The 18,874-nt window shown below is 69.8% G+C and carries 17 protein-coding genes; 8 read left to right on the top strand and 9 right to left on the bottom strand.

What is annotated here, in order from left to right; genetic code table 11:
- The first annotated feature begins 282 nt into the window (after positions 1–282).
- Genes ACFOYW_RS03835 through ACFOYW_RS03825 form a run of 3 tightly spaced genes read left to right on the top strand, consistent with a single transcriptional unit; the run spans position 283 to position 3,592 of the window.
- Complete coding sequence (locus ACFOYW_RS03835) at positions 283–1,059, top strand: electron transfer flavoprotein subunit beta/FixA family protein (protein ID WP_390227327.1); 777 nt, start codon at positions 283–285, stop codon at positions 1,057–1,059.
- A gap of 11 nt (positions 1,060–1,070) precedes the next feature.
- Positions 1,071–2,039 (top strand): electron transfer flavoprotein subunit alpha/FixB family protein, encoded by a 969-nt coding sequence (locus tag ACFOYW_RS03830; protein WP_390227326.1) that lies wholly within the window; start codon positions 1,071–1,073, stop codon positions 2,037–2,039.
- 2 nt (positions 2,040–2,041) lie between these two features.
- On the top strand, positions 2,042–3,592 hold the full coding sequence (locus ACFOYW_RS03825) for a cytochrome b/b6 domain-containing protein (protein ID WP_390227325.1): 1,551 nt from the start codon (positions 2,042–2,044) through the stop codon (positions 3,590–3,592).
- Here the strand turns inward: ACFOYW_RS03825 and ACFOYW_RS03820 are convergent.
- The 4 genes from ACFOYW_RS03820 to ACFOYW_RS03805 all read right to left on the bottom strand — a co-directional run bounded on the left by ACFOYW_RS03820 (position 3,589) and on the right by ACFOYW_RS03805 (position 7,050).
- Positions 3,589–3,876 carry a hypothetical protein gene (locus ACFOYW_RS03820; protein ID WP_390227324.1) on the bottom strand — a complete coding sequence of 96 codons (288 nt, stop codon included), beginning with the start codon at positions 3,874–3,876 and terminating at the stop codon, positions 3,589–3,591. The genes ACFOYW_RS03825 and ACFOYW_RS03820 overlap by 4 nt on opposite strands.
- Before the next feature lie 156 nt (positions 3,877–4,032).
- A complete protein-coding gene (locus ACFOYW_RS03815) occupies positions 4,033–5,250 on the bottom strand; it encodes a glycosyltransferase (RefSeq protein ID WP_390227323.1) in 1,218 nt (405 codons plus the stop codon).
- Between the two features lie 42 nt (positions 5,251–5,292).
- Positions 5,293–6,480: an NAD-dependent epimerase/dehydratase family protein gene (locus ACFOYW_RS03810; RefSeq protein ID WP_390227322.1), complete on the bottom strand. Its 1,188-nt coding sequence runs from the start codon at positions 6,478–6,480 to the stop codon at positions 5,293–5,295.
- A gap of 39 nt (positions 6,481–6,519) precedes the next feature.
- Positions 6,520–7,050 (bottom strand): winged helix-turn-helix transcriptional regulator, encoded by a 531-nt coding sequence (locus ACFOYW_RS03805; protein ID WP_390227321.1) that lies wholly within the window; start codon positions 7,048–7,050, stop codon positions 6,520–6,522.
- An 86-nt stretch (positions 7,051–7,136) separates the two neighbouring features.
- Here ACFOYW_RS03805 and ACFOYW_RS03800 point away from each other — a divergent pair, with 86 nt between their 5' ends.
- Positions 7,137–7,835: an SDR family oxidoreductase gene (locus tag ACFOYW_RS03800; protein ID WP_390227319.1), complete on the top strand. Its 699-nt coding sequence runs from the start codon at positions 7,137–7,139 to the stop codon at positions 7,833–7,835.
- Positions 7,836–7,894: 59 nt separating this feature from the next.
- Here the strand turns inward: ACFOYW_RS03800 and ACFOYW_RS03795 are convergent, their stop codons facing one another.
- On the bottom strand, positions 7,895–8,857 hold the full coding sequence (locus tag ACFOYW_RS03795) for an SDR family NAD(P)-dependent oxidoreductase (protein WP_390227318.1): 963 nt from the start codon (positions 8,855–8,857) through the stop codon (positions 7,895–7,897).
- Positions 8,854–9,327, bottom strand: coding sequence for a MerR family transcriptional regulator (locus ACFOYW_RS03790; RefSeq protein WP_390227317.1), 474 nt, complete (start codon positions 9,325–9,327; stop codon positions 8,854–8,856). The genes ACFOYW_RS03795 and ACFOYW_RS03790 overlap by 4 nt, the downstream gene beginning before the upstream one ends.
- A 157-nt stretch (positions 9,328–9,484) precedes the next feature.
- On the opposite strand from ACFOYW_RS03790, the gene ACFOYW_RS03785 reads away from it, so the two are divergent.
- On the top strand, positions 9,485–10,261 hold the full coding sequence (locus tag ACFOYW_RS03785; RefSeq protein ID WP_390227316.1) for an SDR family NAD(P)-dependent oxidoreductase: 777 nt from the start codon (positions 9,485–9,487) through the stop codon (positions 10,259–10,261).
- Positions 10,262–10,314: 53 nt separating this feature from the next.
- On the opposite strand, the gene ACFOYW_RS03780 is transcribed toward ACFOYW_RS03785, so the two are convergent.
- Positions 10,315–12,090, bottom strand: coding sequence for a glycoside hydrolase family 3 protein (locus ACFOYW_RS03780; RefSeq protein WP_390227315.1), 1,776 nt, complete (start codon positions 12,088–12,090; stop codon positions 10,315–10,317).
- Positions 12,087–13,427: an MFS transporter gene (locus tag ACFOYW_RS03775; RefSeq protein WP_390227314.1), complete on the bottom strand. Its 1,341-nt coding sequence runs from the start codon at positions 13,425–13,427 to the stop codon at positions 12,087–12,089. Before ACFOYW_RS03775 ends, ACFOYW_RS03780 begins: the two co-directional genes overlap by 4 nt.
- 124 nt (positions 13,428–13,551) lie before the next feature.
- Here ACFOYW_RS03775 and ACFOYW_RS03770 point away from each other — a divergent pair, with 124 nt between their 5' ends.
- On the top strand, positions 13,552–14,223 hold the full coding sequence (locus ACFOYW_RS03770) for a TetR/AcrR family transcriptional regulator (protein WP_390227313.1): 672 nt from the start codon (positions 13,552–13,554) through the stop codon (positions 14,221–14,223).
- Positions 14,224–14,462: 239 nt separating this feature from the next.
- Here ACFOYW_RS03770 and ACFOYW_RS03765 read toward each other — a convergent pair whose 3' ends face one another.
- On the bottom strand, positions 14,463–15,416 hold the full coding sequence (locus tag ACFOYW_RS03765) for a sugar-binding transcriptional regulator (protein WP_390227369.1): 954 nt from the start codon (positions 15,414–15,416) through the stop codon (positions 14,463–14,465).
- A gap of 140 nt (positions 15,417–15,556) precedes the next feature.
- Between ACFOYW_RS03765 and ACFOYW_RS03760 the strand changes: the two genes are divergently transcribed.
- Positions 15,557–17,320, top strand: coding sequence for a glycerol-3-phosphate dehydrogenase/oxidase (locus ACFOYW_RS03760; RefSeq protein WP_390227310.1), 1,764 nt, complete (start codon positions 15,557–15,559; stop codon positions 17,318–17,320).
- Positions 17,321–17,359: 39 nt separating this feature from the next.
- Entirely contained in the window at positions 17,360–18,874 is a 1,515-nt protein-coding gene (glpK, locus tag ACFOYW_RS03755; protein ID WP_390227308.1) for a glycerol kinase GlpK, read from the top strand.

Raw genomic sequence — 18,874 nt, 5'->3', positions numbered from 1 at the left:
TCCTCACGGCTGGGACGACTCGGGATGTCGTACCAGTCCGTATCTCTTTACCGTACGCGCGCGGAGGCGTGCCGCATACCGCCACGGCGTCAAGGGGCTTGATCATGCGCAGAACGACCTGCTATGCGGCGCGTCCTGGCCGGCCAGCGTTCCTCCCGTGCCGCCCGCGCCTCCTACGATGGTCACCACACGTCAGGCCGTCCTCGCCGTCGAGGGCAGTCGCCGTCATCGAGCGCACCGCCGCCTCGAGAGACCCAGACGCAATGCCGAAAGGAGTCACGCGTGCGTATTGCCGTACTCGTCAAGCAGGTACCCGACACCTACGGGGACCGGAAGATCGACCTCGCGACAGGCCTGGTCGACCGCGCTGCCAGCGAGACCGTGGTCGATGAGATCGGCGAACGCGCTGTCGAGGCCGCATTGACGATCAAAGGCGGCGCGGAGGCCACGACGGTGACGGCGGTCACGATGGGCCCCGAGAGCGCGATCGAGGCGGTTCGGCGCGCGCTCGCGATGGGGGCGGATGACGGCGTGCACATCGTCGACGACGGCCTCGCGGGCGCCGACCTCACGCTCACGGCCGAGGTCCTCGCGGCGGCGCTGAAGACCCTGAACGCCGACCTCGTCCTCGCCGGCAACGTCTCGACCGACGGCGCCGGGGGCGTGCTGGGCGCGCTGCTGGCCGAGCACCTCGGCCTGCCGCACGCGACGAACCTGTCGTCGATCACGACCGACGGCACGTCGGTGCGCGGAGACCGCGTCGCCGAGGGCGGCACCGTGGCCGTCGAGGCGCCGCTTCCCGCCGTCGCATCGATCACCGAGGCACTGCCGGATCCGCGCCTGCCATCGTTCAAGGGCCTGCGGGACGCGAAGAAGAAGCCGATCGCGGTGCTGTCCGCGACCGAGCTCGATGCCGACCTCGCGGGTGCGCACGCCGCGCGGGCGATCGTCATCTCGGCTGCGGCGCGCCCGGCGCGCTCGGCCGGCGTCAAGATCATCGACGAGGGCGACGGCGGCATCCAGCTGGCCGAGTTCCTCATCAAGCAGAACCTCGCGTGAGGAGCACCGCAATGACCGCATCCGTTCTCGCCCTCACTGAGGTCACCGCGGCAGGTGACCTGTCCTCGACCGCCCCCGAGCTGCTCGGCGCTGCCGATCTGCTCGGCACGCCGGTCGCCGTGATCGCCGTTCCGCCGTCATCGGACGGCGCCGCGCTCGCCGCTGCCGCCGGCGCCGCGGGCGCTGCGGAGGTGGTGCTCGTCCCGGACGTCGACGGCGTCGTGGTCGGCCTCGTCGACGCGCTCGGCCGTGCCGCGGAGGGCCGCGAGCTGAGCGCCGTGGTGGCGGCGCACTCCGTCGACGGTCGCGAGGCCGCCGCGCGATTCGCCGCGAGGACCCGGCGTGCGCTGCTCGTCGACGCCGTCGGCGTCGGCGTCGACGACGAGGGCGTCATCGCCCACCACTCGGCCTTCGGCGGCGCGTACCTGATCGACTCGGCGGCGACGTTCGACGCCCCGGTCATCACCCTGCGCCAGGGCGCCGTCGCAGAACGCGCCGAGGCCGTCGCCGCGCCGGTGGTGACGAGGCTCGACGCCGCGGCGGCGAGCGGCCCCGCGGCATCCGCTCTCTCGTTCACGCCGGCTGAGTCGGGCGGTTCGCGCCCCGATCTGCGTCGTGCGAAGAAGGTCGTCTCCGGCGGTCGCGGCATCGGCTCGAAGGAGCAGTTCGCACTCATCGAGCAGCTCGCCGACGCGCTCGGCGCGGCTATCGGCGCCTCACGCGCCGCCGTCGACAACGGGTACATCGCGTACGAGCACCAGGTCGGTCAGACCGGTGTCTCGGTGGCTCCCGACCTGTACATCGCGGTCGGGATCTCCGGCGCGATCCAGCATCGCTTCGGCATGCAGACCGCCAAGACGATCGTCGCGATCAACAAGGACGCCGACGCGCCGATCTTCCAGATCGCCGACTTCGGCATCGTCGGCGACCTGTTCGCGATCGTCCCGCAGACGGTCGAAGCGCTCAAGGCGCGGGGCTGAGCGTGGTCGAGCAGCGCCGAGGTCTGCCCCGCACGCGCGGGGGCGAGCCGTGGCCACCCGCAGGAACCCTCGTCCCCGAGTCGGCCGTGCCCGTGGCGGCGCAGAGTGCGCCGCCGATCGCCGCGCGCCGCCGCACGGGCCTCGGCCACACGCCGGCCGAGCGCTTCGCGCCGGTGATCAGCGAGGCGGCTCCGGCCGCCGCGCCCTCGGGCGTCGACGTCCTCGCGCCGGAGCGGGCGGATGCGGATGCGCCGGTCGAGGCGTCGGCGCCCGCCGCTGCCCCGCTGCCCGCGCCCACGGCCCCGGCGCACAATCCCGCTGCGCTGACGGCCCGACGCAGGGTGGGTCTCGGCGCAACGCCCGCGGAGGCGCCCGCCGCGCTGGCGGCGATCGCGGAGGCCGCCGCCGCAGCTCGAGAGGCCGCGGCAGAAGCAGAACCGGCCCCCGCACCCGCGCCCGCGGCGTTCGCGGAAGCCGAGCCGGCCCGCGTGCCCGCAGCGTCCGCCGGAGCGGAAGCCGAGCCGGCCCGCGTGCCCGCAGCGTCCGCCGGAGCGGAAGCCGAGCCGGCCCGCGCGCCCGCGGAGCCGCAGGCATCCGTCAATCAGCCGTCCGATGTCGCGGCGCAGCCCGCGTTCGAGCGGCCGGTCGCGCGCGAGACGAGGCCTTTCCGCCGCTCGCCCGGCAAGATCGCGCTCGCCACGATCGGCGTGCTCGTCGTCGTCGCCGCGATCGTGGCCGTCGACCGGTGGTTCCTGTTCCATACGAGCGCCGGCGCGTCGTTCCTCAAGGCCTTCCCCGGCACGACCGAGCTGCCGTCGTGGGCGCCGGTCGGCCAGCCGCTGTGGACCCAATGGCAGCACTGGCTGAACGCGTTCTTCATCGTGCTGATCATCAAGACCGGGTGGACGGTGCGCACGCAGAAGAAAGCATCCGCGATGTGGCAGCCGCGCAAGGGCGGCAAGAAGATGTCGGTCGAGCTGTTCACCCACCTCTCACTCGACGTGGTGTGGCTCGTGAACGGCGTGGTGTTCTGGGTGCTGCTGTTCGTCACCGGGCAGTGGATCCGGATCGTGCCGTACTCGTGGGATTTCATTCCGAACGCGATCTCCGCCGCGCTTCAGTACGCATCTCTGTGGTCGTGGCCCACCGAGGACGGGTGGACGAACTACAACAGCCTGCAGGTGCTGACGTACTTCGCCACGGTGTTCCTCGCGGCGCCGCTCGCGGCGGCCACCGGTTTCCGGATGAGCCCCATGTGGCGGCGCGAGTGGCGCCGGCTCTCGAAGGCCTATCCGGTCGAGCTCGCCCGGAAGATCCACTTCCCGGTGATGGTGTACTTCGTGCTGTTCGTCATCGTGCATGTCGTGCTGGTGCTGTCGACCGGCGCGCTGCGCAACCTGAACCACATGTTCTGGGGCAGCGACGACCCGGGCAGCTGGGCCGGCTTCACGGTGTTCGTGATCGGCATCGCAGCCATCATCGCCGCCTGGTTCGTGCTCAAGCCGATGGTGATGCAGCAGATCGGCTCGCTCTTCGGCAAGGTCGGCCGCTAGGCGACGAGCAGGCCTCGCGTGTCCGCGATCGGGCGCAGAGCGTCGATGGCCTCGGCAAGCGTCTCGGTCTCGGTCTCACTGCACGGGTGCTCGGTCGAGCACACTCGGTACCGGCCACCAGCGAGCGTGATGAACCCGAGGAGCGAGAACGGGCTCTGCTCCGGGTCCGGCAGGCTGACCCGCCACCCGTCGTCGCCGACGCGCACCACCTCGACATCGATGCGGGCCGGGGCGAGCCCGACCGCCCGAGACCAATATTTCGACGCTTCCGCCACCAGACTCATGATTCTCCCTCAGCACCCCAGCGCATCCCCATGCGCTTCACTTCACCCGAGCTTTGATACTGGCTGATATCACAGCCGCGTAACTAGCCCTTGACAGTTGAGGCTCCGTCACCTTATACACGGCGGACTCGCCCGGCGCTGCGCGACACGCGCTGCTCAGCTGCGGTGTGCGCTGTCCGCGTCCGGGCCGCGCACGGCGGATCCGGGCAGCGCACGGGCACGAGCCTCGGGCGCCACGACCTCGGCGTAGTAGCCGAGCAGCTGCTGGGTCGCGTTCGCCCAGCTCCACCCGATTGCCTCGCGGCGGGCGAGGACGGCGCGTTCGTCGCGAGTGCCGGCGCTCAAGACATCCGTCACCGCATCGATGAACTCTGCCGGACGCGAGCCGGCGACGAGCCTCGCGATCGGCAGACGCCCCAGCAGTTCCGTGCTCGCAGGGGACTCGACGGCGACGACCGGCAGCCCGCTCGCGAGCGCTTCGATGAGGACGAGGCCGAGGGTCTCGGTCGTCGAGGTGAACACGAACACGTCGGCCGTCGCGTAGCGCGCGGCCAGCGCATCGCCCGTGAGCGAGCCGGTGAACTCGGTCTGGGTGCCCGCGAACTCCTGCTCGAGCCGGGCGCGGTCCGGTCCGTCGCCGACGAGCGTCAGCCGCACGGCTCCGGAGCGCGCGAGCGGCAGCAGCGAGGAGATGCGCTTCTCGTCGGCGAGCCGCCCCACATAGAGCGCGCGCGGCGGCGCGGCGTCATCGCGCGCCTGGGCGGCGTCGGCGCCGGCAGTGTGCGCGGAGACGGGCCGATCGGATGCCTCGGCCGGCCGGAACCGAGCGAGATCCACCCCGCGCTGCCACAGCCGGATGCCGCGCACCCCGTGCTTTGTGAGCAGCGCCTCGGAGTGCCGAGACGTGACCAGGTTGAGCGCCGCCGCATTGTGCAGAGCGGCCAGGATGCGCCAGATGATCGGCCGCGACCAGCCCAGGTGGTACGAGGTCGAGTACGCCGCGATGTCGGTGTGGAACGAGCACACGAGCGGCAGGCGCAGCCGGCGCGCGCCGAGCACGCCGGCGATGCCGAGCACGAACGGACCGACGACGTGCACGAGATCGGGGGCGAACGCCGCGAGCGCAGCCCGCACGCGCGGCATCGGCAGGCCCCAGGGCTGGCCGCCGTAGACCCACGAGATGTGGAACGACGGGACCCGCACCACCGTCAGCCCGGGCACCGCCGGCACGCCGGCATCCGCCGCCCCCGTCCGTGGCGCGACCACGAGCACCTCGTGACCGGCTGCGAGCAGCTCGTCGATCGACGACGCGATGCGGGTGACGACGCCGTTGATCGACGGCTTCCAGGTTTCAGTGACGAAGGCGATGCGCATGTGCGAGATGGGTGCGGTGCGTGGGCTGCGGCGAAGCGCGGCTCACGCCGTTTCGGCGTGCTCCCGCTGCTGGAGCCAGAGCGAGCGCGACGGGATGCGCTCGAGGTCGCAGCGGTCGACGTACTTGTGCGCGATCTCGATCACCTCGTCGAGCAGGTTCTGCTCGAGCGTCAGCGGCGACAGGCCGAGGTTGAGCAGGCCGTCGTTGGCGACGAGCAGCTCGTTCTCGGGCGCTTCGTTGCGCGGGTTGTCGACGAACGCGATCTCGGCGCCGGTGACCGACGACACGAGCTTCGCGAGGTCGCGAACCCGGTGCGTCTCGGTCATCTGGTTGAAGATGCGGACCCGGCCGCCCTTCTCGGGCGGGGTCTCGATCGCCATGCGGATGCACTGCACGGTGTTCTGAATGTGGATGAACGCGCGGGTCTGGCCGCCGGTGCCGTGCACGGTGAGCGGGTGGCCGACCGCCGACTCCATCAGGAAGCGGTTCAAGACGGTGCCGTAGTCGCCGTCGTAGTCGAAGCGGTTGATGAGGCGGATGTCCTTGGCTGTGTCGGTCGTCTGCGTGCCCCAGACGATGCCCTGGTGCAGGTCCGTGACGCGCAGCTTGTCGTTCTTCACGTAATAGGCGAAGAGCAGCTGGTCGAGCGTCTTGGTCATGTGGTAGACGCTGCCGGGGTTGGCGGGGTACAGGATCTCCTGCTCGATCAGCTCGCCGTCCGAGCCGCGCATGCCAACCGTCAGGTAGCCCTCGGGGATCTGCACGCCGGCCGTGCCATAGCCGTAGACGCCCATGGTGCCGAGGTGCACGATGTGCGCCTCGACGCCCGACTCGACGACAGCGGCGAGCAGGTTGTGCGTGGCGTTCACGTTGTTGTCGACGGTGTAGCGCTTGTGCTTCGACGACTTCATCGAATACGGAGCGGCGCGCTGCTCGGCGAAGTGCACGACGGCGTCGGGCCGGTAGTCCTCAAGGGTGGCGAGCAGGCCGTCGTAGTCCTGGGCGATGTCGAGCTCGACGAATCCGATCTCCCTGCCGGTCACCTCGCGCCACGCGTCGATGCGCACGTCGAGCGGCGAGATCGGAGTCAGCGACTGAACGCCGAGCTCTTCGTCGATGCGGCGACGCGAGAAGTTGTCGGCGATGACGACGTCGTGGCCGGCCTCAGAGAGGTGCAGTGCCGTCGGCCACCCGCAGAACCCATCGCCGCCCAGAACCAGAATCCGCATGCGCCCACCCGTCTTAATCCTCTTGCGTGACTGCCTCGATCACTCTATGCGCGAAAGCAGGTGACGGGCAGGTGAACGGCTGCCGCGCGCCGCGGCGCTTTGCCGAGCAGCGAGCCGGTCGCGGGGGTACGAGGCAGTCGGAATCATGGCCACGTCATCGGCCGCGACCTCTCGCCCGTCGGTGCCGATGAAGCCGAGGTGCACGGGTTCGCCGGTCGTGGCGTCGACGCGCAGCAGGCTGGGGCCGCCGCGCCAGGGCAGGTGCCGGTCGCCCCACTGCTGCAGCCCGGCGATGATCACGAACAGCTCGCGGCCCGCGGGGGTGAGCAGGTACGAGTAGCGGCGCCGCGCGCCGGGCTCGTGGTACTCGGCTTTCTCCATCACGCCGTATTCGACGAGGGTGGCGAGGCGCGCGGTCAGCACGTCGGTCGCGATGCCGAGGCTTTCGCGGAACTCGTCGAAGCGGGTGACGCCCTCGAATGCGTCGCGCAGGATCAGGAAGGTCCACCGTTCGCCGAGAACTCCCAGGCTGCGCGCGACGGAGCAGGGGTTCTCGGGGACTTTCGCCATTCCTGAATTCTACCTCAGCTGACTTGCCATTTCCCAGTCAGCTCATCTAGCTTGTGTTTACCAAGTCAGATGAGAGGACCATTTCCATGCAGATCAACGGCGCCACCGCCCTCGTCACCGGGGCCAACCGCGGCCTCGGCCGACACCTCGCCGCGCAGCTCCGCGATCGCGGCGCCCATGTGTTCGCCGGTGCCCGCAACCCCGCGTCAGTGGACCTCGACGGCGTGACGCCGATCCAGCTCGACGTCACCGACCCCGAGTCGGTGCGCGCCGCCGCCGCGACGGCCTCGGGTGTGTCGATCCTCGTCAACAACGCCGGCATCGGCACGGGCTCGGCACTCATCGGCGGCGAGCTCGACAGCATCCGTCAGGAGTTCGAGGTCAACTTCTTCGGCACGCTCGCCGTCACGCGCGCATTCGCGCCCCAGCTGGCCGAGCACGACGAGAGCTACGTGCTGAACGTGCTCTCGGTGCTCTCGTGGTTCAGCTCGCCGTCGCTCGGCGGCTACAGCGCGTCGAAGTCGGCCGAGTGGTCCCTGACCAACGGCATCCGCCAGGAGCTCGCGGGTCAGGGCACGCGCGTCGGCGGCCTGCACGTCGGCTACATGGACACCGACCTCGCCGCGCACGTCACCGACGCCAAGCTCGACCCCGCCGAGGTCGCGCGGCTTGCGCTCGACGGGATCGAAGCGGGCGACGTCGAGATCCTCGCGGACGACCTCAGCCGCAACGTGCGCGCCGGTCTCGCGGGCGGCGCGGCGGCACTGTACCCCGCGTTCGCCTAGCGAGCCCGGAGCCGTCGCGCTCGGTGCCGTCGCGCTCGGCGCAGCTCGCAGAGCGAGCCTCAGGCCGTGAGACCCGTCATCTGCTCCGACACCGCCCAGAGACGGTCAGCCGCTTCGGGGTCGAGAGCGTGCGGCGCGACGCCCGCCGCGTCGATGCCGCACGCCGTCGGGTCGTCGACGTCCGCTTCCTGGCAGTTCTCGAAATAGCGGCCGGCAATGCCGTCGAGAAGCGGCGACGTCGCGACGAACGTGCTGGTCGCCGCGCCCTGAGCCGTCGACTTGTAGGTGTACTTGCCCGAGTTCCGGATCGCCTCGAGCTCGGCCGGGTCGTAGTAGCGCGAGAGGTTCGAGTCGAGCACGGCGCCCGGGTGCAGCGCGTTCACGAACACGCCGTCACCGGCCCATCGCGTGGCCGCGCCGACGGCGAACAGGACGTTCGCCGTCTTGGACTGGGCGTAGGCGAGCGCCGGATCGTACGACCGCCGCTCGAAGTCGATGTCGTCGAAGACCACGGGCGAGTTGAGGCTGGCGCGCGAACTGACGGCGACCACCCGCGCGCCCTCGGCGCGCAGCGCCGGCAGCAGGCCCACCGCCAGGCGGAAGTGGCCGAGGTGATTGGTCGCGAACTGCAGCTCGTGGCCCTCGGGACTGAGCCTCCGCTCGGGGAGCGCCATGACGCCCGCGTTGTTGATCAGCAGGTGAAGCGGCCCCGCGGCGTTGACGGCGGCGGCGAGCTCATCGACGGTGGCTGCGTCGGCGAGGTCGAGATACGCCGTACGGACGGGCGCGGATACGGTGCGACGGATGTCCGCGGCCGCCTGTTCCGCGGCCCCCAGGTTCCTCGCGGCGATCGTGACCTCGGCGCCCGCGAGAGCGATGGCGCGTGCGGTCTCGAGTCCGATTCCGCCGGCGGCGCGCGTGATGAGCGCGCGCTTGCCGGCGAGATCGATGCCGGCGATCACGTCGGTGGCGGTGGACGCCCAGTCGAATGTCGATGTGATGCGATCAGTTCGTGTTGTCATTCCTGTGTTCCTTGTCGTGAAGCCTCGTCGCGCCGCGTGCGGCTGACGTCGTGGATGACTGCGCTCAGCTCGTCGCGCAGCCGCTGTTCTTCGTCGGAGTCGCCGCGCTCGCGCGCGCCCCAGTAGGCCGCCTTGAGCTCGAGGTAGCTGAGCCGAATGCGGAGTGTCTCGATCTGGTCGGCGAGCCGCGCGGCGTGCGCCTCGAAGAGCATCCGTTGCCGCCGTGCGATCTCGACCGCCGGCCCGTTCTCGTCGAGGTAGCTGCGCATGTCGCCGATGGACATGCCGACGGCGCGGAGGTTGCCGAGGGTCTCGAGCAGCGCGACGTCGCCCTCGGTGTAGCGGCGGTGGCCGCTCGAGTAGTCACGGTCGACCGGGGCGAGCAGACCGATGCGCTCCCAGTACCGCAGCGTGCTCTCGGGAAGTCCGACGCGCGCAGCGACGGTCGAGATCGTCAGTTCCTCCGACATGCCTCGAGTATCGGGAACTTGAAGCGCTTCAAGTCAAGCCCGTGGCCGGATTCGGTCGCGGGCAGTCGCGGCTCCGCAATGATGGGAGCACCGGTGACTGCGGCGTTCCGGGTGAGCGCGGCGCGATTTCAGCGGCTTCGGGCGACGGGAACAGGCAATGAGCGGGATCAGAGACAGCTTCACCCTCGAGGGCAAGCGCGCCCTCGTGACCGGCGCGGGGCGCGGAATCGGGCGTGAGATCGCCGTGGCGTTCGCGCAGCTCGGCGCACAGGTGGCGCTCGTCTCGCGCAGCGGCACCGAGCTGGAGGAGACGCGGCGTCTCATTGAGGCCGATGGCGGCCGCGCGGTGCAGTTGCCCTACGACCTGCTGGAGCTCGGGACCGGGGCCGAGCTCATCGATCTCGCCGAGGACGGCCTCGGCGCCCCCGTCGACAACATCGTGCACTCGGCGGGGCTCCAGCACCGCGCGCCGGCCGCCGAGTTCCCGCCGAGCCAGTGGGACCGCCTGCTCCGCGTGAACCTCACCGTTCCGTTCCTGCTCAGCCAGGAGCTCGGGCGACGGCAGCTCGACGCCGGCCGCGAAGGGAACCACATCTTCATCGCCTCGTTGGCGAGTGTGATGGGGCTGGGCGACACCGTCGCCTACAACGCGTCCAAGTCCGGGGTCATGGGGCTCGTGCGCAGCCTCAGCACCGAGTGGAGCGCGCGCGGAATCCGCGCCAATGCGATCGCCCCCGGCTACATCGAGACGGCGATGACCGCAGACCTGATGGCCGACCCGGTGAAGCGCGCCGCGCGGTTCGCCCAGATTCCGATGCGCCGTTTCGGGCGCCCGGACGACATCGTCGGCGCTGCGGTCTTCCTCGCCGCCCCCCTGTCGTCCTACGTGACCGGCCAGCTGCTGTTCGTCGACGGCGGGACCTCCACGATCTGACCAGTCGGCCGGTTCAGCATCGCTCGCCGGTCACGGTGACGGTGACGGTGACGCTAGATGGTCAGACCGTGCCCGAAACGGAACAGCGGGCTCTCCGTGTCGAAGGGCACGTCGGAGCGGCTCGCGACGACGGCCTCCATCGAACGCGGCAGGTCGAACGGCAACTTCCCCTGGGGACGCCGCTCACCGAACAGCCCTCGCAGCAGCGCCCGATCGGACACCCCGAAATCCGCCACCAGAGCGGCCGCGTCATCGGAGAACTCCGTGAGGATCGCCGGCCGGTCGAGGTACACGTCGACGACGGTCGGCACCGTGGCGGCCACACGACGGATGCCTTCGACCACGTCGGCCGGGAACTCGAGCGAGCCGGCGTGGAAGAACGCCTCGAAACCGGCATCCCGCTGCTCGAACGGCGCCTTGCGGCGCAGGATCGCGACGTCCGCCTCGTCGGGACGCGCCACCGGAACGGCGAACTCGCGAAGCACGTCGTCAGCGACGCCCTCGGCGTACACGCGGACCCCGGTCGACAGCGGCAGAGTCGGCGCACCACCCGTCACGGTGTTCGTGAGGACGGTGAGCGATGCGCTCTGCGCGTCGAGGCCGGCATCGCGATGTTCCGGCTTGCCGACGACGGCGTCGGCGCGCTGCTCGTCGACGAACGGATTCTCGAACAGGCCGAGACGGAACTTCTCGGTGAGGAGCCGGCGCGCCGACACGTCGATCCTCGCCTCGGAGACCGTGCCGGCCGTGACGAGCTCGAGAAGTACGTCGGTGCACAGCTCGCCGCCGAACTGGTCGACGCCCGCGTCGAGAGCGAGCGCCATGCGCTCAGGACGCGACAGGTGCTCGACGCCCCACGCGCGCGCCGGCATCGGCGTGCCGAGGATGACCGCGTCGGTGAGCAGGCCCCAGTCGGTGCAGACGATGCCCTCGAAGCCGAGTTGCTCGCGCAGCAGCCCTGTGATGACCGACCTGTTGAAGCCGAACGCGACCTCATCGAATTCCGTGCCGACCGGCATGCCGTAGTACGGCATCATCTGCGAGGTCCCGGCCGCGATCGCGGCGCGGAAGGGCTCGAGGTGGTAGTCGAAGCGGCCACCCGGGTAGATCTGCTCGCGCCCGTACGCGAAGTGCGGATCCTCGCCGTCCTTCTGCGGGCCGCCGCCCGGGAAGTGCTTCGTCATCGCCGCAACGGAGTCCGCACCGACCGCATCGCCCTGCAGGCCGCGGATGTAGGCCGTGACGAGCGTCGAGGTGAGGCCCGCGTCCTCGCCGAAGGTGCCGCTCGTCCGCGCCCAGCGGGGTTCCGTGGCGAGGTCGATCTGCGGATGCAGAGCCACCCGGAGCCCGACGGCCGTGTACTCGTCACGCACCACGTCGGCGAACCTCTCCACCAATTCTGCCGAGCCGATCGCGGCCAGGCCGAGCGTCTCCGGCCACTGCGAGAAGGGGCCCGCGAGCATCGCCGTCGCGGGATTGTCGGTGAAGGCGTGGCGCGGGTCGGTCGAGAAGGTGATCGGGACCGCGAGCGGCTGCGCGAGCGCGATGCGCTGCGCCGCGTTCTGCCAGGCCGCGAACTCGCGCGCGGTCCCCGGCGTGCCGAGCACATTGAAGTGATTCATGCGGCGCTTTCGCACCATCGACTGGAGCGAGGGGATGCCGAAGCCATCGTCGGCCGTGGCCGGGTCGCCGAACACCGCCATGGTGTGGAAGAGCAGGCCCACTTTGTCGGCGAGCTCCATGCGCGAGAGCAGGTCGTCGACGCGCTGCTCGATCGGAAGCGTCGAGTCCTGGTAGGGATACGTGGCGGTGGTGTCTTCGATGCTCATCGGATTCCTTTGACTTTGTAGACGAGAAGCGCGCCGGCGATCGCGACCGCCGCCGACACGATGAACCAGACCGAGTACCCGGCGCCGAACAGGGCGTTGCCGAGGGGGATGACGGCGAGACCGGCGACGAAGGGGGCGATGGTCTGCGGCAGGGTGTTCGCGATATTCATCACGCCGAGATCCTTCGCCGTGTTCTCCTTGTCGGGAAGGATCGCGATCACGAGAGCCGTGTCGACCGACAGGAACAGGCCGGCTCCCATGCCCACGATCGCCTCCGCGCAGAGGATGGCGGCGAGACCGGCGGACTGCCCGAACAGCGGCGCGGCCCCCGCGAGCAGGATGCCGACACCGATCAGCAGGCCGCCGGTGGTGACGAAGATGCGGCGGCGGCGCACGCGGTCGCTCCACAGGCCGCCGATGATCGAGGTCGCGACGGTGAACACGACGGAGATGACGGTCGCCCACAGGTTGTAGCGCAGCTGATCGACCGGATTCGTCATGCCGAAGTCCACGGCCACATACAGCGTCAGGTACGTCGTCAGTGCGCCGTAGCCGAACATGATCAGGGCTTTCGTCAGCCACGCCCACCCGAGGTTGCTGTACTTCGCGGGATTGAAGACGAACGACGCGAGGAAGCCCTTGATGTCGAAGGGCCCCGGTGAGGCGCGCAGCACGCGGTCCTTCAGCGTCAGGGCGAACAGCAGCGCGAGCACGAGGCCGACGACGGCGGGGAAGGCCATGCGGAGCAGGTTCGACGGCAGGTAGCTGAGGCCCACCGCCGCGATCAGGATGGCGATCGACGACGAGGAGCCGAGCAGCCCGGAGATACGGCCGCGGCGGTGCTCGGGCACCTGGTCGGCCACCGTCGCGGTGAGGCCCGCCTGCGCCGAGTTGCTGAAGAACTGGGCACCGGCCCACGCGACGATGAGCACCGGGATGTTCGGCGCGAGGCCGACCCCGAGCAGAGCGAAGAAGGTGCCGATGGCGCCCATGATGATCCACGGCTTGCGCATTCCGGAGCGACGCATCGTCCTGTCCGACAGGCGCCCGACGATCGGCTGCGACACGAGTGCGAAGAACGCGCCGACGCCGGTCACGAGGCCCAGCTGAGTCGCGGCCTGCGAGAGCGGCACGAGCGACTGCACCTTGACCGAGAGGCCGCCGACGACGGGCGCGAAGACCGCGAGATAGATGCCGATCGACGCGAGGAAGTAGCGCGGCGCGAAACCGCGCGGCTCGCGGTCGGCGGTCGCGGACGGGGCGTCATCGGGCAATGGCGAGAGCCCGACGGTGGCGGCCGCCAGTGGGGCATCTGGCGCTTGGTTGGGGGTGGTCACGCTTCAACTCCTTCGTTGATGTGGTGCGACGCGGGCGGAGGGGTTTCGCCCGAAAGGAACCGTACCACCAAAAACCGGCACTTCTGCCGGTTTTTGGTGCAGCTGCGTCGGTTACGGTGGCGACATGGCATTGGGGACGGCTGGCCGGGCGACGAGAAGCCCGCATGGTGAGGGGTACTCGAAGGGCCGCGAGCGCCGCCAGAACATCATCAGGACAGCCAGCGCACAGTTCGCCCAGAACGGCTTCGACGGCGCCACGATGCTCGACATCGCCGCCGCGTGCGGCATCTCGCGAGCCGGTCTGTTCCACCATTTCGCAGACAAGGAGGCGCTGCTGACCGCGGTCCTCGAGGAGCGTGACCGGGAGGATCAAGAGCGCTTCCTGCCCTACGTTGCGGCGCCCTCCGGCGGCATCGGGGTCCTGCGCGGCATCGTCGACCTCGCCGGCCACAACCGGCTCGTGCCGGGGCTCATCGACCTGTTCGTGAGGCTCTCTTCGGAAGCGTCCGGCAGCGAGCATCCGGCCCACGCGTATTTCACCCAGCGATACCAGCGCATCCGATCGGGAACGGCACGAGCCCTCCGTACCGCCGCACGCGCCGGCTACCTCAACGCCGGCGTCGACCCGGCGGAGGCCGCGCTCGACCTGACCGCCCTGATGGACGGTCTGCAGGCGCAGTGGCTGTTCGACCCGCGTGTCGATATGGCGTCCCACATGCGTCGCGCGGTCGACCAGCTGCTGAACCCCGCGGGTCGGCGCGCGTTCGACGCGTTCGCGCTGCCGCCGGCGCAATAAGAAGCCACCGCGGGCCGACGCGCCTGCGCCGCGGGCGCAAGAACGCGCAGGCGCAAAAAAGGAGGAGGGCCCGGGGGAGGTGACCCGAACACCTCCACCGGGCCCCATGACGAAGCCGGCCGGGAAACGCACCGCCGCTGCCTCCCCACATGGAGTCGGGGTGCCGTCCAGCGCGACTGCGACCAGATTAGAGCCAAAGCCAGACCCCCGAAAGAGGGCTGGTCACAAAGCTCGGACATTCACGCCGTGACACCGCTGCGCGCGGCCCGGCGCGTGCTGCGGGGCGGCGGGGCGACCTCGTTCAGCAGCGCGAATGCCGTCGCCTCGTCGACGACGAGGTCGGTGATGAGCCTCGCGTTGAGGGCGCCGTTGAGGCTGTGCAGTTTCGAGCGGCCGGCCACGATGCAGACCCGACGAGGAATCCGTTTGATCAGGTTCACGTCGGGCCCGCTCGAGCGCTTGTTGAGCGGAATGTCCCGCCACGTCCCGTCTTCGCGGAAGAAGACCGTCGCGACATCGCCGACCACGTTCTCGGAATCCATCGCCGCGTAGTCGGCAGCGCTCAGGTAGCCGCCCGAGTAGACGTGGCTCGGCACGTCGGCGAAGGGGGCGCCGAGGCCGAAGATCGCGACGTCGACGTGGCGCTGCAGTTCGAGGATGTGCTTGGTGCTGCGCTCGCGCCACATCAGCTCGCGGGTGTGCGGCTCGTCGAACAGGGCGGGCACGGGGAACTCGTGAGTGACGGCCGAGAATGCCTCCCCGAATCGCCGCAGCAGCTCGCTCGCGTAGACGACGCCGGTCGTGTACTGGTTTCCCGCCCCGTTGAGCTGCACGATCTCGACGCTGTGCAGCTTCCGCGGGATCAGATGCCGCGAGACGGCGCTCATGGTCGTGCCCCACGCGATGCCGACGGTCATGCTCGAGTCGATGAAGCGGTCGAGTGTGCGCGCGGCGACGAGAGCGACGCGCTCGAGCCGGTCGATCTCGCTCGCATTGCCCGGCACGGGCACGATCTGGCTCGCGATTCCGAAGCGCTCGTTGATCTCGTTCTGCAGGGAGGGCGCGGCCTCGTCGGGTGAGCGGATCGTGATCGTGACGAGCCCGGACTGCCGGGCGAAGCTGAGCAGACGAGAGACGGATGACCGTGAGGTGTGCATCTCGTCGGCGATGGCCTCCATCGTCAGATCCTGCATGTAGTAGAGGCTCGCGGCGGTGAGTGCCTCCTGCGTCTTGCGGTCCGTAAGCACCCCCGGCTGCACGTTTGTGCAAATAGCCTCGCCCGTTTTGTCCACGTTCGCAAGTTCCGAGCAGAGTAGGACGTGAGGTGAATTCCGTGACAGAGAACATCGACTCTCCCGCCGCTATTTCGACGCGCCCTCAGGTGGGCGAGCTGAAAGCGCGCCCGCACGCGCAGGTCCTCGTGATCGGCGGCGGCATCAACGGCATCGGCACGTTCCGCGACCTTGCGATGCAGGGCGTCGACGTCGTCATCGTCGAGCGCTCCGATTGGGCGTCAGGCGCATCGGCCGCAAGCTCCCACATGATCCACGGCGGCATCCGCTACCTCGAGAACGGCGAGTTCCGCCTGGTCAAGGAATCCGTCGAGGAGCGCAACGGCCTGCTGCGCATCGCGCCGCACTACGTGAAGCCGCTGCCGACCACCATCCCGATCTTCTCCACCTTCTCCGGCATCACCGCCGCCCCGCTGCGCATGCTCACCCACCGGCAGGGCAGGCCGAAGGAGCGTGGCGCGCTGCTCATCAAGGTCGGACTGACCATCTACGACGTGTTCTCCCGCGGCCGCGGCGCCGGCGTCCGCGGGGGCGTCGTGCCGCAGCACCGCTTCATCGGCCGGCGCCGCTCGCTCAGGGCACTGCCGAAGCTCAACCCCGATGTCAAATACACGGCGACCTACTACGACGGCTCGCTCGTGAACCCCGAGCGGCTCGCGCTCGACGTGCTGCTCGACGGGCTCGCCGCGGGCGGTTCCACCGGCGCGACCGGCAGCCGCACTGCGCGCGGCGCCAACTACGTCGAGGCGGTCGGCGCCGCCGACGGCAAGGTCCGCCTGCGCGACGCGGTCACCGGCGACGAGTTCGACTTCACCGCCGACGTCGTCGTGAACGCGTCCGGCCCCTGGACCGATCTGACGAACGGCGCGCTCGGCTCGCACACCCGCTTCATGGGCGGTACCAAGGGCTCGCACGTCGTCGTCGACAACCCCGAGCTGTTCGCCGCGTGCGCCGGCCGAGAGCTGTTCTTCGAGCACCGCGACGGCCGGATCGTGCTCGTCTACCCGCTCCACGGCAAGGTCATCATCGGCACGACCGACCTCGAGCAGGACATGACCAAGCCGGTCGAGGTGACGGATGCCGAGATCGACTACTTCTTCGACCTCGTGAGAGACGTGTTCCCCGGAGTACGCGTCGACCGATCGCAGATCATCTTCCGCTTCGTCGGCGTGCGCCCCCTGCCGCGCCACGACGACACCCAGCCGGGCTTCGTCTCCCGCGACTACCGCATCGTGGACTCCCCGATCGCCGGCCTCGACGGCACGGACGTGCTCAGCCTCGTCGGCGGCAAGTGGACCACGTTCCGTGCCCTCGGCCAGGTGCTCGCCGACGAGGCGCTGGAGTGTCTCGGACGTCCGCGCCGCTCGTCTACGGCGGGCATCGCCATCGGCGGCGGCGTCGGCTACCCCACCGACCGCGCCGGGAAGCTCGCCTGGGGCGAGCGTCACGCGGGCGGCGTCGGCGCGGCTCGCGCCCGCCTGCTGCTCAACCGCTACGGCACGAAGGCCGCCGCGATCATCGACGCGGTCGGCGAGGAGGACGAGCTGCTCGCATCCGTGCCCGGCTACAGCCGGGGCGAGATCGCGTACATCGCGCGTGAAGAGCAGGTCGTGCATCTGATCGACGTGATCCTGCGCCGCACGAGCATCGCGTTCCGCGGCCTGGCGAATCGCGCGGCAGTCGAAGAGCTCGCCGATGTGGTCGGCGCGGAGCTTGGCTGGGACGCGGACCAGCGAGCGCGTGAGCTCGCGGATGCTGCGACTCGCCTGCGCGACGAGCACGGCGTCGACATCGGCGCCGCCTGACGCAACGTGCACGGACGTGCAGCGAAGGAGCCACCCGCAATGAGCGAATACGTGATCGCGATCGACCAGGGCACGACGAGCACCCGCGCGATCGTGTTCGACAAGGCGGGGTCGGTCGTCTCGACCGGCCAGCTCGAGCACACGCAGAGGCTCCCCAAGCCGGGCTGGGTCGAGCATGACGCGACCGAGATCTGGAAGAACACCCGCGAGGTGATCGGGCAGGCCCTCTCGCGCGCCGACATCACGCGCCACAACATTGCCGCGGTCGGCATCACCAACCAGCGCGAGACGACCGTCGTGTGGGACAAGAACACCGGCGAACCGGTCTACAACGCGATCGTCTGGCAGGACACGCGCACGCAGTCGATCGTCGACGCGCTCGCCGCAGACGGCGGTGTCGACCGCTTCAAAGAGGTCGTCGGCCTTCCGCTCACGACCTACTTCTCGGGCACGAAGATCAAGTGGATCCTCGACAACGTCGACGGTGCGCGCGAGCGGGCCGAAGCAGGCGACCTGCTGTTCGGCAACACGGATGCCTGGGTGCTGTGGAACCTGACCGGCGGCACCGACGGGGGAGTGCACGTCACCGACGTGACCAACGCCTCACGCACCCTGTTCATGGACCTCGAGACGCTCGACTGGCGCGACGACATCCTCGAGGTGTTCGGCGTGCCGCGCTCGATGCTGCCCGAGATCAAGAGCTCGTCCGAGGTGTACGGCCAGGTCGAGTCGTCGAGCCTACTGCGCGAGGTGCCGATCGCCGGCATCCTGGGCGACCAGCAGGCGGCGACGTTCGGGCAGGCCGCGTTCGCGAAGGGCGAGTCGAAGAACACCTACGGCACCGGTAACTTCCTGATCTTCCAGACCGGCGAAGAGATCGTGCGCTCGAAGAACGGACTGCTGACCACGGTCGGCTACCGGCTCGGCGACGCGAAGCCCCACTACGCGCTCGAGGGGGCGATCGCCGTCACCGGCTCGCTCGTGCAGTGGCTGCGCGACAACCTCGGCATCATCAGCTCGGCGCCCGAGATCGAGCAGCTCGCGGCATCCGTCGACGACAACGGCGGCGCGTACTTCGTGCCCGCCTTCTCCGGCTTGTTCGCGCCGTACTGGCGCTCTGACGCCCGCGGCGCGCTGGTCGGCCTGACCCGCTTCGTGACCAAGGCGCACATCGCGCGCGCCGTGCTCGAGGCGACCGCCTTCCAGACCCGCGAGGTGCTCGACGCGGTGAACGCCGACTCGGGCGTCGACCTCAGCGAGCTCAAGGTCGATGGCGGAATGACGGCCAACGACCTGCTGATGCAGTTCCAGGCCGACATCCTCGGGGTGCCCGTCGTGCGACCCGTCGTGGCCGAGACGACGGCACTCGGCGCAGCGTATGCGGCCGGGCTCGCGGTGGGGTTCTGGTCGAACCTCGACGAGTTGCGTGCAAACTGGCAGGAGGACAAGCGCTGGGAGCCCCAGCTCGACGCGTCCGGGCGCGAACGCCAGCTGCGACTGTGGAAGAAGGCCGTGACCAAGACCTTCGACTGGGTCGACGAGGACGTCGAGTAG

Origin of the sequence: Gryllotalpicola reticulitermitis, assembly GCF_042651345.1 — a bacterium.
Lineage (GTDB): Bacteria > Actinomycetota > Actinomycetes > Actinomycetales > Microbacteriaceae > Gryllotalpicola > Gryllotalpicola reticulitermitis.
Note: the sequence above shows the minus strand (reverse complement) of the source record. Positions and strands in the feature narration are given on the sequence as shown.

Excerpts from the sequence above, each read along its gene's own strand:
- ACFOYW_RS03830 (WP_390227326.1), top strand. The coding sequence starts at position 1,071 with ATGACCGCATCCGTTCTCGCCCTCACTGAGGTCACCGCGGCAGGTGAC.
- ACFOYW_RS03820 (WP_390227324.1), bottom strand. The coding sequence starts at position 3,876 with ATGAGTCTGGTGGCGGAAGCGTCGAAATATTGGTCTCGGGCGGTCGGG.
- ACFOYW_RS03815 (WP_390227323.1), bottom strand. The coding sequence starts at position 5,250 with ATGCGCATCGCCTTCGTCACTGAAACCTGGAAGCCGTCGATCAACGGC.
- ACFOYW_RS03810 (WP_390227322.1), bottom strand. The coding sequence starts at position 6,480 with ATGCGGATTCTGGTTCTGGGCGGCGATGGGTTCTGCGGGTGGCCGACG.
- ACFOYW_RS03805 (WP_390227321.1), bottom strand. The coding sequence starts at position 7,050 with ATGGCGAAAGTCCCCGAGAACCCCTGCTCCGTCGCGCGCAGCCTGGGA.
- ACFOYW_RS03800 (WP_390227319.1), top strand. The coding sequence starts at position 7,137 with ATGCAGATCAACGGCGCCACCGCCCTCGTCACCGGGGCCAACCGCGGC.
- ACFOYW_RS03795 (WP_390227318.1), bottom strand. The coding sequence starts at position 8,857 with ATGACAACACGAACTGATCGCATCACATCGACATTCGACTGGGCGTCC.
- ACFOYW_RS03790 (WP_390227317.1), bottom strand. The coding sequence starts at position 9,327 with ATGTCGGAGGAACTGACGATCTCGACCGTCGCTGCGCGCGTCGGACTT.
- ACFOYW_RS03785 (WP_390227316.1), top strand. The coding sequence starts at position 9,485 with ATGAGCGGGATCAGAGACAGCTTCACCCTCGAGGGCAAGCGCGCCCTC.
- ACFOYW_RS03780 (WP_390227315.1), bottom strand. The coding sequence starts at position 12,090 with ATGAGCATCGAAGACACCACCGCCACGTATCCCTACCAGGACTCGACG.
- ACFOYW_RS03770 (WP_390227313.1), top strand. The coding sequence starts at position 13,552 with ATGGCATTGGGGACGGCTGGCCGGGCGACGAGAAGCCCGCATGGTGAG.
- ACFOYW_RS03765 (WP_390227369.1), bottom strand. The coding sequence starts at position 15,416 with ATGCAGGATCTGACGATGGAGGCCATCGCCGACGAGATGCACACCTCA.
- glpK (WP_390227308.1), top strand. The coding sequence starts at position 17,360 with ATGAGCGAATACGTGATCGCGATCGACCAGGGCACGACGAGCACCCGC.